General features: G+C 65.4%; 13 protein-coding genes. 4 read left to right on the top strand and 9 right to left on the bottom strand.

Annotated features, from left to right (window positions below; translation table 11 throughout):
* Positions 1–292: 292 nt before the first annotated feature.
* A complete protein-coding gene (locus tag ABFK29_RS14775; protein ID WP_005856172.1) occupies positions 293–811 on the bottom strand; it encodes a DUF6446 family protein in 519 nt (172 codons plus the stop codon).
* Complete coding sequence (locus ABFK29_RS14770; protein ID WP_005856170.1) at positions 808–1,761, bottom strand: glycine--tRNA ligase subunit alpha; 954 nt, start codon at positions 1,759–1,761, stop codon at positions 808–810. Before ABFK29_RS14770 ends, ABFK29_RS14775 begins: the two co-directional genes overlap by 4 nt.
* A gap of 149 nt (positions 1,762–1,910) precedes the next feature.
* Between ABFK29_RS14770 and ABFK29_RS14765 the strand changes: the two genes are divergently transcribed.
* On the top strand, positions 1,911–3,791 hold the full coding sequence (locus ABFK29_RS14765; RefSeq protein WP_040604177.1) for a trypsin-like peptidase domain-containing protein: 1,881 nt from the start codon (positions 1,911–1,913) through the stop codon (positions 3,789–3,791).
* A gap of 294 nt (positions 3,792–4,085) precedes the next feature.
* Here the strand turns inward: ABFK29_RS14765 and ABFK29_RS14760 are convergent, their stop codons facing one another.
* The 4 genes from ABFK29_RS14760 to ilvC all read right to left on the bottom strand — a co-directional run bounded on the left by ABFK29_RS14760 (position 4,086) and on the right by ilvC (position 7,700).
* Positions 4,086–4,478 (bottom strand): tautomerase family protein, encoded by a 393-nt coding sequence (locus ABFK29_RS14760; RefSeq protein WP_005856166.1) that lies wholly within the window; start codon positions 4,476–4,478, stop codon positions 4,086–4,088.
* Between the two features lie 248 nt (positions 4,479–4,726).
* A complete protein-coding gene (locus ABFK29_RS14755; protein ID WP_040604176.1) occupies positions 4,727–5,632 on the bottom strand; it encodes a DMT family transporter in 906 nt (301 codons plus the stop codon).
* An 89-nt stretch (positions 5,633–5,721) separates the two neighbouring features.
* On the bottom strand, positions 5,722–6,285 hold the full coding sequence (locus ABFK29_RS14750) for a hemerythrin domain-containing protein (protein ID WP_005856163.1): 564 nt from the start codon (positions 6,283–6,285) through the stop codon (positions 5,722–5,724).
* 392 nt (positions 6,286–6,677) lie between these two features.
* Positions 6,678–7,700, bottom strand: coding sequence for a ketol-acid reductoisomerase (gene ilvC / locus ABFK29_RS14745; protein ID WP_005856161.1), 1,023 nt, complete (start codon positions 7,698–7,700; stop codon positions 6,678–6,680).
* Between the two features lie 123 nt (positions 7,701–7,823).
* Between ilvC and ABFK29_RS14740 the strand changes: the two genes are divergently transcribed.
* Positions 7,824–8,279 carry an Lrp/AsnC family transcriptional regulator gene (locus ABFK29_RS14740; protein ID WP_005856159.1) on the top strand — a complete coding sequence of 152 codons (456 nt, stop codon included), beginning with the start codon at positions 7,824–7,826 and terminating at the stop codon, positions 8,277–8,279.
* A complete protein-coding gene (locus tag ABFK29_RS14735) occupies positions 8,276–8,740 on the top strand; it encodes an Lrp/AsnC family transcriptional regulator (protein ID WP_005856157.1) in 465 nt (154 codons plus the stop codon). The genes ABFK29_RS14740 and ABFK29_RS14735 overlap by 4 nt, the downstream gene beginning before the upstream one ends.
* Before the next feature lie 25 nt (positions 8,741–8,765).
* Here ABFK29_RS14735 and ABFK29_RS14730 read toward each other — a convergent pair whose 3' ends face one another.
* Positions 8,766–9,890, bottom strand: coding sequence for a Hint domain-containing protein (locus ABFK29_RS14730; RefSeq protein ID WP_005856156.1), 1,125 nt, complete (start codon positions 9,888–9,890; stop codon positions 8,766–8,768).
* A gap of 204 nt (positions 9,891–10,094) precedes the next feature.
* Between ABFK29_RS14730 and ABFK29_RS14725 the strand changes: the two genes are divergently transcribed.
* Positions 10,095–11,222: an aminotransferase class V-fold PLP-dependent enzyme gene (locus ABFK29_RS14725; protein WP_005856154.1), complete on the top strand. Its 1,128-nt coding sequence runs from the start codon at positions 10,095–10,097 to the stop codon at positions 11,220–11,222.
* Between the two features lie 113 nt (positions 11,223–11,335).
* On the opposite strand, the gene ABFK29_RS14720 is transcribed toward ABFK29_RS14725, so the two are convergent.
* Both ABFK29_RS14720 and ABFK29_RS14715 read right to left on the bottom strand, forming a co-directional pair.
* On the bottom strand, positions 11,336–11,887 hold the full coding sequence (locus ABFK29_RS14720) for a hypothetical protein (protein WP_157136399.1): 552 nt from the start codon (positions 11,885–11,887) through the stop codon (positions 11,336–11,338).
* 271 nt (positions 11,888–12,158) lie between these two features.
* A complete protein-coding gene (locus ABFK29_RS14715; RefSeq protein ID WP_005856151.1) occupies positions 12,159–13,352 on the bottom strand; it encodes a UbiH/UbiF family hydroxylase in 1,194 nt (397 codons plus the stop codon).
* Between the last annotated feature and the right edge of the window lie 3 nt (positions 13,353–13,355).

Below are 13,355 nucleotides of genomic sequence, written 5' to 3'. Positions count from 1 at the left end.
CGATCTCTCCTCTGTTGCAGGGAGAGCGCTTGGAGAGGCGATAAAGTTCCGTGGAAGTTGTGGTCGTCTGCGGTGTCGCCGCGCATCTTGCGCGGCGACAGGCCGAGGGAGGCGCTGCCTCCCCCGCACCCCCTCCGAGGTATTTGCGCCAAGATGAAGGGGGGGCGACGCGGATTGCGGGCCGGATTGCGGGGCGGGGGAGCGCCTGGCGCGCGTTGTCTATGGCGGGCTGGTCGGCGGGACAGTGCGATGTTGGCCGGTTCTACCCGGGGACGGTCCGTCGTTGGGACGGTCAGTCCTTGACCGGGCAGTCCTCGCCCAGCGGCGTGCCGTCGTAGGCCTTGTCGCCGCACTCGTTGATTTCTTCCCAGACGTAGCCGTGACCGTCCTCGGCGATCGCGACGACGCGGTCGATGCCGTATTCGATGTTGCGTTGTCCGGCGAAGACCAATGCGCGTCCGGCTTCGATGTCTTCGGCGATTGCCTCCGCATCGAAACAGGTGAACCAGGCGGGCGCGTTGCGCGGCTCGGCACCTTCGTAGGGCTCGTAGGTTTCTGTCAGCATCGCCAGCGACAGGGTCGTGGTGAAGCAGGCGCGGTAACGGATCGGTGAGCTGTCGGCGTCGATGGCCTCGAAATTGTCGTAGAGGATCGCTTCCGGAGCGTCGGTGACCATGTTGGTCAGCAGCACGTCGTCGCGCCCGGTGGCCTGCACCGGTTCGTAATAGTAGTAGACCTGCGTGTAATACACCACGGCGCCGAAGATCAGGGAGACGAGCACGATACCGATCCCGATGACCTTGCCGCTCATGCCGCCGCGCCGCTTTCGTACCCGCCGGCGGTGGTGGTGACGAAGGCATCGGCGCACATCTTCGCCAGCGCGCGGACGCGGCCGATGTAGGCCTGCCGCTCGGTGACGGAGATCACGCCACGGGCGTCGAGCAGGTTGAAGATGTGGCTGGCCTTGATGCACTGGTCGTAGGCCGGGTGGGCCATGACGATGCGCTTGCCGGTCTTGGGGTCCTCTGCATCGCGCGCGAGGATGGCGGCGCATTCGGCCTCTGCCTCCTCGAAGTGGCGCAGCAGGAGCGCGGTGTCGGCGGTGTCGAAGTTGAAGCGCGAGTATTCCTCTTCGGTCTGGCGGAAAACGTCGCCATAGGTCAGCGCGATGGGCGACTGCGGGTCGTTGAACGGCATTTCCATCACGTGATCGACGCCGAGCACGTACATCGCCAGCCGTTCGAGACCGTAGGTCAGTTCGCCGGAAACGGGGTGGCAGTCGTGGCCGCCGACCTGCTGGAAATAGGTGAACTGGCTGACTTCCATGCCATCGCACCAGACTTCCCATCCGAGGCCCCAGGCACCGAGCGTCGGGCTTTCCCAGTCGTCCTCGACGAAGCGGATGTCGTGCAGGGCCATGTCGATGCCGATGGCTTCGAGACTGCCGAGGTAGAGCGCCTGCAGGTCCGGCGGCGACGGCTTGATGATGACCTGATACTGGTAATAATGCTGCAGCCGGTTGGGGTTCTCGCCGTAGCGCCCGTCCGTGGGGCGGCGCGAGGGCTGCACATAGGCGGCCGTCCAGGGGCGGTTGCCCAAGGCGCGCAGGGTGGTCGCGGGATGGAAGGTGCCGGCGCCGACTTCCATGTCGTAAGGTTGCAGAATCGCACATCCTTTCGACGCCCAGTATGTCTGGAGTCGCAGGATGATCTCCTGGAAGGAGGCGGGTTTGTGCGGGCTCTTTTGCTGGGTCTCGGACATGGTTGGCTTCCTCGCGGCGCTTGGGCGTCTGATTAGGCGGCAACAGGCGTGGGGTCAATGCGCCGCCTCACGTCATTTTCACGTGCACGCGGCGTGCGATCTGATAAAGGTTGCCTGATTTGGGCAGCACGAAGAGGCCGACGACAGCGATGCCGAGACATTTGATTTCCCTTGCTTTTGCGCTGGTTCTTTCGGGGCAGGGCGTCCTTGCGCAACAGGAAGAGCGGTTCTTCATCCAGGTCGAGGCGCGCACGTCCTTGGCCGGGGCTCAATCGAGTGTCCGCCAGTTTTCGCAGCGTTTGAACAATGTGAACGGGTTCTCGCTGGGCGGCGGCTGGTACGGCGTGGCCGTGGGCCCCTACGGCGACCGCAACGAGGCGGAGGCCTTCCTGGGCGAGCTGATGCGCTCCGGCGCGATCCCGCCCGACAGCTATGTCGAGACGTCGCGCGTCTACGGCCGGCAGTTCTGGCCGGTGGGCGCCCAGGTCGAGCTCGACGCACCGCAGGACGGGCAGGCCGCCGCTGGCGACACGCCCCGGACCGAGGTTCAGCCGACGCAGGACGACGCCGCACCGACCGATACCGCCCAGGCGCCGGCGACCGGGGACCAGCCGCTGACCGCGGACGACCTGGCAGCGGCGCTCTCCGACGAGCAGCAAGCGGCGCCCGAACCGCAGGCCGCGCCCGAGCCACCGGTCCCCGCGGTCCCGGAAGAGACCCCGCGCGAGGCGCGTGCCTCCGAGGCGCAGCTTGACCGCGAAGCGCGCGACATGCTGCAGATCGCGCTGCAATGGGCGGGCTTTTACGAAGGCCGCATCGACGGTGCCTTCGGTCCCGGCACGCGCCGGTCCATGGCCGGATGGCAGGAGGCCAACGGCTACGAATCCACGGGCATCCTGACCTCGCGCCAGCGCGCCGCGCTTCTGGGGCAGTACAACGCCGTGCTCGACGGAATGGGCATGGCCGACCGCGTCGACGACCGCGCGGGCATCGTCATGCAGATGCCGCTGGGCGTGGTGGACTTCGACCGCTACGAGGCGCCTTTTGCGATCTACGGGTCGAAGACCGATCTGCCCGCGCAGGTTCTGCTGATCTCGCAACCCGGCGACCGCGACACGCTGAACGGCCTTTACGAGATCATGCAGACGCTGGAAATCGTCCCCGTCGAGGGCGAGCGGCGCCGCGACAACGGCGGCTTCCTGCTGACCGGGGCGAATTCGCGTATCGTCAGCCACACGGAGGTCGGCCTGCGCGACGGCGAGATCAAGGGTTTCACCCTTGTCTGGCCCGCCAACGACGAGGAGCGCCGCTCGCGCGTGCTGGCTTTGATGCAGGACAGCTATCAGCGCATTCCCGGCGTGCTCGATCCGGCGATGGTCTCGGACGACGGTCAGTCCGTCGACCTCGTTTCCGGCCTGAAGGTGCGCACGCCGAAGGGCAACGGTTCGGGGTTCTTCGTGGCATCGGGCGGCGCGGTCCTGACCTCTGCCGACGCGGTGGCAGACTGCGAACGCGTGACGATCAACGGCAGCTACCCGGCGCAGGTGATGGCGCGCGATGCGTCGCTGGGCGTGGCGCTGCTGCGTCCGCAGGACGCGCTGGCGCCGCGCCGTGTGGCGCAGTTCTCCACCGGCACGCAGCGCCTCCAGTCTGAGATCGCGGTGGCGGGCTTTTCCTTCGGTGGCGTGCTGACCGCGCCGACCCTGACCTTCGGCACGCTGGAGGACACCCGTGGCCTTTCCGGCGAACCGCAGGTCAAGCGCCTCGCGCTGTCGGCGATGCCGGGCGACGCGGGCGGACCGGTCTTCGATGCAGGCGGCTCGGTCATGGGGATGCTGCTGCCACGCGAAACCGAAGGCGGACGGCAACTGCCCGATCAGGTGAGCTTTGCCGCCAAGGGCGAGATGATCCTCGATTTCCTGCGTGCCAACGGCGTGAGCGCCAGCAGCCAGGTGACGGGCGGCATCATGGAGCCGGAGGACCTGACCGCGCTGGCCACCGACATGACCGTGCTGGTGTCGTGCTGGTGACAGGCCTTTGATCCAAGGTAGGGCGGCGCACAGCCCCGCCCTACGAATCGTGGCACGGGACCGGACGCAGGGTCCCCGTCCTGCCTGAAAACTCTTCCCTGAAGACCCTTCGCCTTCGCGGCGGCCGCCGATGTGCTGGCGCCGCGCGGATCGACGGTCAAACCCAAAACGCTCTCACGAAAATTCGCGAGGGCGTTCCTGTCTGGGTGATCTGTCACACGGGGCAGGCCGGCTTTTACCAAAGACCCGGTGGTCCGCTTGCGGATCAAGCCCGGTCTCGACGATTGCGTCCTCTTACGGCAGGCGCCCTGTGACATACTGCGCTTCACCTTGTGCGAAACTCCAGTCCTCTTCCCGGTTGGTGAAAACCGAGATCAGGAGGTCGTTCGGGTCCAGCCCGCAGGTGTGTTCGAGGTTCTCAGCCAACAGTTTGTAGACCTTCATCTTCTCGACGTGGGTGCGCGGACTGGTAAAGAACTGGATCGAGATCATTTGATCGCTGCGCGTGAACCCCAGCCCGGTGTCGAGAAAGACCATACGTCCGGGCTTGTGTTCGTGGACGATCTGGTAGCGGTCGGTCTCGGGGACGCCGAAGGCTTCGACAACGCAGGACTGGACGGTATCCAGAAGGCGTTGAAGATCCTCGTCAGAGCGTCCTTCGATCATGTCAATTCGCAGGAGCGGCATGCTTGGTTTTTTCTCTTTCGGCTGGAGGCAAGTTTGAATACGCGCACTCAACGTCCCGAGCATTGAATTGGTTGCCCTCCCGGCGTGGACCCATGGCTGGCATGCCGCCTATCGGTCGGCCTTAGCATCGGTCATGGAGGGCGCCCAGCCGTCACAAGGGCATTACTCGGACGGCCTGATCGATGCGGCATACGGCAAGCGGATCGCCAGACCGGGCAGGGCGCGCCTCACCGGGCACGCCCCCGGCCTCAGCGCAGGAACAGCCGCTTCAGCGCGCCCCATTGGCTCAGGAAAACGCCCGCGAGGATCAGCACCAGTGCCACCAGAAGGGAGGCGTGCAGCGGCTCCCCCAGCACGATCACCCCCAACGCCACCGACCACAGCGGCACCTGGTAGTTCGTCAGGCTCATGAACACCGGCCCGGCAGAGCGGATCACCAGCACCCGCAGCAGATTCGCACCCGCCGTAGGCAGCAGTCCCAGCACCGCCAGTATGGCCAGCGTCTGGCCGTGCGGCAGGGGCGGCGGACCTTCCTGCGCCCAGGCGACGGGCAGCACGAACAGCGCCCCCACCACCAGCGGGACCGCCGCCAGCCCTATGGCGTCGATCGGCGGCAGGCGCCGCATGGTGACCGAGCTGACCGCATAGCAGCAGGCCGCGCCGAGGCAGGCAAGCCGTCCCCAGGGCTCCATCGCGTTGCCGGACGCCTGCAACGCCTCCGGTCCGATCAGCACGACGACCCCGACAAAGCCCACCGCGAACCCCACCGCGCGGCGTGCCGTCATCCGTTCGCCCGGCACGAGGAAATGCGCCAGCGGCAGCACCATCAACGCCACCGCCGCCATGCTGACCCCGGCAAAGCCGGAGGTCGCGTATTGCTGGCCCCAGCCCAGCAACATGAAGGGCAGGCCGGAGGACAGGACGCCGATCAGGATCAGCGATGGCCAGTTGCGCGCCTCTGTCAGCCACAGGCCGCCGCCGCGCAGCGCCCAGACGGCCAGCGTCAGCAATGCCGCGAATCCGATGCGGTAGGCGGCCAGCCAGAACGGCGTGATGCCGTGCAGGGCAATCTCGATGAACAGGAAGGTCGCGCCCCAGACAAGGCCGAGGCTCCCGACCATTGCCCAGCTTCGGGGCGTGATCTCTGGTGTCATGCCGGCGCTATATCGGGCATGTCGTGCCGCGCCAAGGTCCCGCGCGACACGAGGCAGGGCGGAGCCTCTCCGCCCCACTCAGGGTCATGTCAGCCACGCAGCCGGTGGTGCAGGACGATCGGCACAACGAGGTCTTCCTCGTCCGTCAGGTGCCGCTCCAGGAACCCGGTCAGAGCGCTCACCGTGTCGTGCAGCGGTCCGGCCTCTTCGGTCATCTGCGCGGGATCGAGCGTTTCCAGCGCGATCACCCGGTTGGCCTGCCGCGTCAGCCGGTCCAGCGTCTCGTCCAGCGTGACGTGATCGCTTTCCAGCATCTCCAGTCCGCGGGCAAAGCGCGGATCGGCCGCTTCGAGTTCCGGGAAGAAGCTGCGATCCTCCCAGGTGTGATGCCCGTGCAGGCTGACGACCAGCCGGTGCCCGAAGAACCCCAGCCGTTCCGCATAGAGGTCGGCGGGCGTCTCCTTGTCGAGGAACCGCTCGGTCTCGGCCTTCAGGAGCGCGCCGGTATGGCGAAAGCCCAGATGAGCGCCCATCCAGTTGCGGGTCGCTTTTTTCAGGCCCGGGTGTTCCAGCCAGCCGTCGCGTGGCAGGTCCCGATAGAGGGTCCGCATTTCGGGCGGAAGCCCCTCGCGCGTGTTGATGTCGTAAGTCATGACCGGAAGATGGTGGGCGCGTTATGATGTAACAATGTCGCGACCGCGCACAGTGGCTCTGACCGGATCGCACCGTCTGTGCACGAAGCAGACGGATCGGGGTTAACGCAAAAAAATCCCTGCGCAACGGGAGATTTTGGCCGACTCGGGGGCAAAGGTTAACAACCGGCCGGGAATCGGGGTCCAATCGGCCGGTTCACCCCTTACAGGGCGTTAAGGTCGGTTAACGCTTCGTGATGTCGTTGTGCCGCGCTGAAGGGCGTACACCGCATGTGGTCCTGCAAGGACGGCGCACGCGGCGTTAAGGCCATCGCGCGGTGGTGTCACGGTTAACGTCGCAACGCAAAAGGGCGGCCCGAAGGCCGCCCCTGTCGTCCGGTCCGGAAAGGACCTCAGTTCTTGGCCTTGTCGACCATCTTGCCGGCAGAGATCCACGGCATCATGTCGCGCAGCTTCTCGCCGATCTGCTCGATCTGGTGCTCGTCGTTGATCCGGCGGGTCGCCTTGAAGAACGGCTGGCCGACAGCGTTTTCCTGCATGAAATCACGCACGAATTTGCCGGTCTGGATGTCCGTCAGGACTTCCTTCATGCGGGCCTTGGTCTCGGCGTAGGGCAGGATGCGCGGGCCAGAGACGTACTCGCCGTACTCGGCGGTGTTCGAGATCGAGTAGTTCATGTTCGCGATGCCGCCTTCGTAGATCAGGTCCACGATCAGCTTCACCTCGTGCAGGCACTCGAAGTAGGCCATTTCCGGCTCGTAACCGGCTTCGACCAGCGTCTCGAAGCCCATGCGGATCAGTTCCACAAGGCCGCCGCACAGCACGGCCTGCTCGCCGAACAGGTCGGTTTCGCATTCCTGGCGGAAGTTGGTCTCGATGATGCCCGAGCGGCCGCCACCGATGGCGGAGCAATAGGACAGGCCGATTTCCAGCGCCTTGCCGGTGGCGTCGTTATGAACGGCCACGAGGCAGGGCACGCCGCCGCCCTTGGTGTATTCGCCACGCACGGTGTGGCCCGGACCCTTGGGCGCCATCATGATGACGTCGACGCCCGGCTTCGGCTCGATCAGGCCGAAGTGCACGTTCAGACCGTGTGCGAAGGCAATGGCAGAGCCTTCCTTCAGGTGGTCGTGGACGTATTTCTTGTAGGTCTCTGCCTGAAGTTCGTCGGGCATGGTGAACATGATGACGTCGCACCATGCCGCCGCTTCCGAGATGCCCATGACCTGCAGGCCTTCGGCTTCGCACTTCTTGGCCGAGGGCGAACCCTCGCGCAACGCGATGGCAACGTTCTTGGCGCCAGAATCGCGCAGGTTCAGGGCGTGGGCGTGGCCCTGGCTGCCGTAACCCAGGATCGCGACCTTCTTGTCCTTGATAAGGTTAACGTCGCAGTCGCGGTCGTAGTAAACGCGCATGTGTCTTCTCCTCTGTGATGGCGGCACAATAGTCCCGGAGGGATGAGAGAGTTTTCGTTTTTTGGGTATTTTGGGAAGAAGACGACTTTATCATTCTCCATTACGTGATATTTCGGTGAAATCATGCTCGACGACACAGACAGACGCATCCTTCGGCACTACCAGGCCGACCCGGACTCGCCCGCCGCCGAACTGGCGGACAGGGCCGGTGTGACCCCTTCGACGCTGGCGCGGCGGCTGGAACGGCTGCGCGAAACCGGCGTGCTGAAAGGCGTGCGCGGCGTCATCGACTGGCACGCGCTGGGGTACGAGGTCGAGGTCAGCCTGCGTGTCACCCTCGACAAGACCCAGCCGCGCGCCTTCGACACCTTCATCGCCGCCGCACGCGAGGTGCCGGAGGTGCTGGAGATCCAGACCTTTCTGGGTCAGGTGGACGTGCGCCTCGCCGTGATCGCCCGCGACATGGCTCATTACCAGCGCATCTACCGCGAACGGCTGCTGGACCTGCCGCACATACAGGACATCGAGGCCTTGATGCACGTCGCCCGCCTCAAGGACGAGGAGACGCTGCCGCTGTGATCGACCTCGACGACATCGACCGCGCGCTGCTCCGGGCGCTGGCAGAGGATGCCACGGCGACTGCCGGCGCGCTCGGGCGTGAGCTTGGCCTGTCGCAACCGGCCTGCTGGCGCCGCATCAAGCGGCTGCGCGAGGCCGGGCTGTTCCGCGACACCCGGCTGGACCTCGACGCGCAGGCTTTGGGGTTCGGAGTGACGGTCTTCCTCGGCGTGAAGCTGGCGACCAAGGGCCGTGTCAGCCTGCAGGACTTCGAACGCGCGGTGTCGGCCATTCCGGAAGTGCAGACGGTGGAGCACGTTCTGGGCGCCTACGACTACCGGTTGCGCGTGGTGGCGCGCGACCTGGCGGATTTCGAGCGGGTCCTGCGGCGCCGGATCATGACGTTGCCGGGGGTGGGCAATCTGGACGCCAACGTGCTGTTGTCGGAAGAACGCAGGCCCGGACCCCTGTTCGCGATCTGACCGGGCCGGGTGCGGTCAGGCGCGCTCAGGCCGACCGCCGGAGGGCCTCCGCCTCGAAGCGTTTCAGTTCGTAACGCGACAGCGCGCCGGCGTCCGGTCGCTGCGCGAGGTCGGGAAAACGGGCGATGATCTCGTCGCGTTCCTCAGGCCCCACCGTCTTCAACGCCTGGCTGCCAAGGTGCAGGGACTCCGCCGGGCAGCCTTCTGCAAAGATGATCTGGTGCCGTTCGAACAGCAGGTGATAGTAATGCACGACCGGGCATTCTTCGATGAAGATGTCGCGCCCGTCGACAAGATGCTTTGCCGCGACCAGCACCTCGGACTGGCCGAACATCAGTTCCGCGCGTGGGCCGCCGAACAGCATCCGGTGGTTCTGCGACACGACCAGATCGCGCAGGTTTCCAAGCGCACCGGCGCGGATGCGGACCGGCGCATTCGGCCCGACCCCCGCCTGCCGGTCCGACCCGGCCCAGATCACCGGCTGCGGTCCGTCATCCTGCGTGACGACAAGGTCGCCTTCCTTCAGCGTCTCGACAAAACGCGGGCCGCCCGGTGTCTCGATCAGGGTGCCCCGGGCAAAGCAGAGCACCACGTAGATGTCGTTGCCGCCCGCGCCGCCATGGAAGATCCCGTCGGCCTGTTCGCTGCTTCCGCCGTCGATCGTGTCGTTCGCGTTGTAGTCGTTGTCCTTATACTGGTCGACAAAAAGCGGAATGCCGTCGTTGACCGCGTCGGACAGATCCGTCCCCGAGACAAGGAAAAGCTGGTTGATGTCCGGCGCGTCGGGGTCATCCGATGTCAGAACATTTGCGTTCAGTCTCAGGTAGTTGTCGCCGACACCTGAAGTGTTTCCACGGATCTCGCCAGTATGCCCGTTGTGTCCTTCGTAGACATATTTTGACGTCCCGGCAAAGTAGTCCGCCGAGGTGTCGTAGACGGTGATCCGGGTGATTTCCGACCCATGCCCGACGCCGCCATCCTCGTTGGCATTCGTCACGTCGATAAGGACGATGTCGTCGTGCTCCCACACGAACTCTGCGTCTCGGAGGAGCATGCCGCCCTCGTCGAGATTGCCCCCCGAATGCACAACCTTCAGCTTCGGGCCGCCCACAATGCTGTACGCATTGAGGAGGATCGTCGTGTCCGCCATGATACTCTGCCTCGGCGCCGGGTCTTCGTGCCCGGCCGCTCTTTGATCTGGGGGAAATGTAACAGGTTCTCGCGGTTCGTGAATCCTTTAGTTGATGCAGCAATGACACTGCGGCATATGCGACACGTCCACCGGGACCAAAGGTTGTTTTGCCAAGCGTCGCGCGCTGCGGTAGGTCCGGGATAACGACCTTTGGAGGGATATATGGCTGCTTTGCTCGACAACATCGACCCGGACGGGCTCGAGGAGTTTTCGGTGGTCTTCACCGACCGTTCGCTGAACCACATGTCCGCCGCGTTCCAGCAGGTGATGCGCGACATTTCCGGCATGCTGCGCGAGGTCTACAATGCCGAAGCGGTGGCGCTTGTCCCCGGCGGCGGCACCTACGGGATGGAGGCGGTGGCGCGCCAGTTCGGCCAGGGCACCGACGTTCTGGTGGTGCGCAACGGGTGGTTCTCGTACCGCTGGTCGCAGATTTTCGAAGCAGGCAACTTCGGCGGCCAGACGACGGTGCTGAAGGCACGCCGGCCCGGCAACGCGTCCGACGCGCCGTTCTCTCCCGCGCCGATCGAGGACGTGGAAGCGAAGATCGCCGAAACGAAGCCCGGCATCGTCTTCGCACCGCATGTAGAGACCTCGGCCGGGATGATCCTGCCCGACGACTACATCCGCCGGATGGCGGCGGCGGCGCATGACGTGGGCGCGTTGATGGTGCTGGACTGCATCGCCTCGGGCTGTGTCTGGGTGGACATGAAGGACTGCGGCGTGGACGTGCTGGTCTCGGCCCCGCAAAAGGGCTGGTCGGCAACGCCCTGCGCCGGCCTCGTGATGATGTCCGAACGCGCGGTGGCCCGGCTGGAAGAGACCACCTCCGACAGTTTCGCCGTGGATCTGAAGAAGTGGCGCCAGATCATGAAGGCCTACGAGGACGGCGGCCACGCCTATCACGCCACCATGCCGACGGACGGTCTGCGCGGGTTCCGCGATGCCATGGCCGAGACCAAGGACTACGGCTTCACCCGCCTGAAGGAGGCGCAGTGGGCGCTGGGGAACGCTGTGCGGTCCCTGTTCGCGGAAAAGGGCGTGAAATCGGTTGCGGCAGAGGGTTTCGCAGCGCCGGGCGTCGCGGTGTTCTACACCTCCGATCCGGAGGTGAAATCGGGCAAGGCCTTTGCCGCGCACGGGATGCAGATCGCTGCGGGTGTGCCGCTGGCCGTAGACGAGGGGGCGGAGTTCTCGACCTTCCGGATCGGGCTGTTCGGTCTCGACAAGCTCTATGACGTCGACGGCACTGTGGCGCGGCTGAAGCGCGTCGTGGACGCGGTGTTCTGACAACGGGCTGACGTTGCGATGCCGCGCCGGTGCGTCCAGCGCGGCATCCTCTTCATATTGTGCGCACCGAAGGCCGCTCGCCGCGCGCGGTCACGTCCGCGCGCATCGGCCCGTCAACGGGTCACGAGCGCCAGAACGTTCGGATCGGGTGCGGGCAGCACGGTGATATGCCCCGAAAGGGCGGTTCCGGGCGCAGCACATGTGCCCGCAACGCCTTCCTTCTTGTTCCCCGGACAGAATGCGTCGGTCGTGTGCAGGCCGAAGTAGGCATTGCCTGCCGCGATCTCGGACAGGACGAAATCGACATCGACGTGATCCGGCCCGACCATTGCCGGTTCCATCGTCCAGTTCGACACGCGGTAGATGAAACCGTCTTCCGTCGCCTCGATCTCTCCCGGCATCTGTTGGACGAAGAAGTCGGGACCGCCTTGCGGATAGTTGTGGATGTGGATCGGGCCAAGCACGCCACCCGGCCCGGCCGAAGCCAGCGTATCCGGCGCCACGCCGGAGATCGTCATGACCAGTTCGATGATGCGGCCTTCATCGCGATTGTAGGTCAGGGAGGCCGCCCCCCAGCCTTCGTGGGTCGATCCCCAGTTGGCAGACGTCGGGTGGCTGGCGCGCATCTCCGATACGGCGCGGGTTACGTCCGCTGCAGAAGGCAAGGGGATAGCTGCGGCGCACGCAAAGGCGGCGCCCAAAAACAGGCGAGTTATCATGGCTTTACCTCGATTTGGCGAGTTTCGTCTGATGCACTCCCATCTGCCGATATGCGCCTTAATAGAAGGTAAACCGCGGCTGTGGCGGCGACTGTGTTGCTCACTTGTTCTTGCAAAAACCATCCCCAGTTGTGGGGAGTTGCCAAAGTCGCTCAACCGTGAGTGGCCGTACGCGAACGCAGCGCCGTTGCAATGATTCGGCCCGGTGAAGACGGGATCATCCGGAGGCGCCAAGACCCAGTTTCATCAAGGACGTGCGGACCGGCTTCATGCTGTAGAGCGTGTCCAGACCCCTGGCCCGGAGGTCGCGGAGCGGTTGCGACGACATCTGCGAGATCCGGTTCAGCGCGGTGATCCCCGCGACGCGCGCACGGATGTCGGTGATCCGGCGGCGGTGGTAGGCGTCGAGCATCGCGGCATCTCCGAGCCGGTCAGGCTGGGCCATGGCGAGGTCGCGCAGCGTGACCAGATCCCGCAGGCTCATGTTCAGACCCTGGGCCCCGATGGGCGGCACGACATGCGCGGCTTCGGCAACGAGGGCGAGGCGCTGCCCGGCCAGTTGCTCGGCTTCCCGAGCGATGATCGGCCAGATCGTGCGTCGGGAGGCCAGTTCGAGCGGGCCGAACAGGTGGCAGGAGCGTTCCGACATCTCCTGTTCGAAGGCCGTCTTGTCCAGTGCCATGCGCTGTTCGGACTTCGCGCCGTCGTCCATCCAAACAATGGCGGAGGACGGGCGGCCTTCGAAGTCAGGCAGCGGCACGAGCGTGAAGGGACCGCCGGTGCGGTGCACCTCGGTCGAGACGTTGCCATGCGGGATGGGGTGTGTCACGGCAAAGGCCAGCGCCTTTTGCCCGAAGCGGGTCGTGCGCACGCCGATCCCCGCCGCCTGCCGCATGGGCGAGTTGCGACCGTCTGCGGCGATCACAAGGCGGGTGCGGATCCGGCTGCCGTCCGAAAGCGAGACGCGCGCTTCGCCCTCGCGCGTGAACAGGCCCGTGGTGCCGGTGCCGGGGCGGAAGTCGACCTGCGCCAGTTCGCCGAGCCGAGCCGCCAATTCACGGCGCAGGAGCCAGTTGGGAAGGTTCCACCCGAATGGTTTGTCCGAGATATCGCCTGCGTCGAAGTCCTTTGTCACGCGCGGTTCGGACACGGCACCACCGGCATCGACGATGCGCATGGTCTGCAGGGGCATGGCGTGATCGGCGAGCCGCGTCCAAAGACCAATGTCTTCAAGAAAGGCCTGCGCAGGCTGCAGGAAGGCGGTGGTCCGCAGGTCGGAGCCTTCGGCCTCGCGCTCTGTCACCGGAGCGGTCGGGTCGACCACAAGCGTCGAGAACCCGGCCTGCGCAAAAGCGGCGGCCGCGGTCAGTCCCGCGATGCCGCCGCCTGAAATCGTGATATCGTAATCCATGGA

Origin of the sequence: Sagittula stellata E-37 (assembly GCF_039724765.1) — a bacterium.
GTDB classification, from domain to species: Bacteria; Pseudomonadota; Alphaproteobacteria; order Rhodobacterales; family Rhodobacteraceae; genus Sagittula; species Sagittula stellata.
This window is presented reverse-complemented; position numbering and strand designations above follow the sequence as displayed.

Coding starts and splice junctions, on each gene's coding strand:
- ABFK29_RS14775 (WP_005856172.1), bottom strand. CDS start 811: ATGAGCGGCAAGGTCATCGGGATCGGTATCGTGCTCGTCTCCCTGATC.
- ABFK29_RS14770 (WP_005856170.1), bottom strand. CDS start 1,761: ATGTCCGAGACCCAGCAAAAGAGCCCGCACAAACCCGCCTCCTTCCAG.
- ABFK29_RS14765 (WP_040604177.1), top strand. CDS start 1,911: ATGCCGAGACATTTGATTTCCCTTGCTTTTGCGCTGGTTCTTTCGGGG.
- ABFK29_RS14760 (WP_005856166.1), bottom strand. CDS start 4,478: ATGCCGCTCCTGCGAATTGACATGATCGAAGGACGCTCTGACGAGGAT.
- ABFK29_RS14755 (WP_040604176.1), bottom strand. CDS start 5,632: ATGACACCAGAGATCACGCCCCGAAGCTGGGCAATGGTCGGGAGCCTC.
- ABFK29_RS14750 (WP_005856163.1), bottom strand. CDS start 6,285: ATGACTTACGACATCAACACGCGCGAGGGGCTTCCGCCCGAAATGCGG.
- ilvC (WP_005856161.1), bottom strand. CDS start 7,700: ATGCGCGTTTACTACGACCGCGACTGCGACGTTAACCTTATCAAGGAC.
- ABFK29_RS14740 (WP_005856159.1), top strand. CDS start 7,824: ATGCTCGACGACACAGACAGACGCATCCTTCGGCACTACCAGGCCGAC.
- ABFK29_RS14730 (WP_005856156.1), bottom strand. CDS start 9,890: ATGGCGGACACGACGATCCTCCTCAATGCGTACAGCATTGTGGGCGGC.
- ABFK29_RS14725 (WP_005856154.1), top strand. CDS start 10,095: ATGGCTGCTTTGCTCGACAACATCGACCCGGACGGGCTCGAGGAGTTT.
- ABFK29_RS14715 (WP_005856151.1), bottom strand. CDS start 13,352: ATGGATTACGATATCACGATTTCAGGCGGCGGCATCGCGGGACTGACC.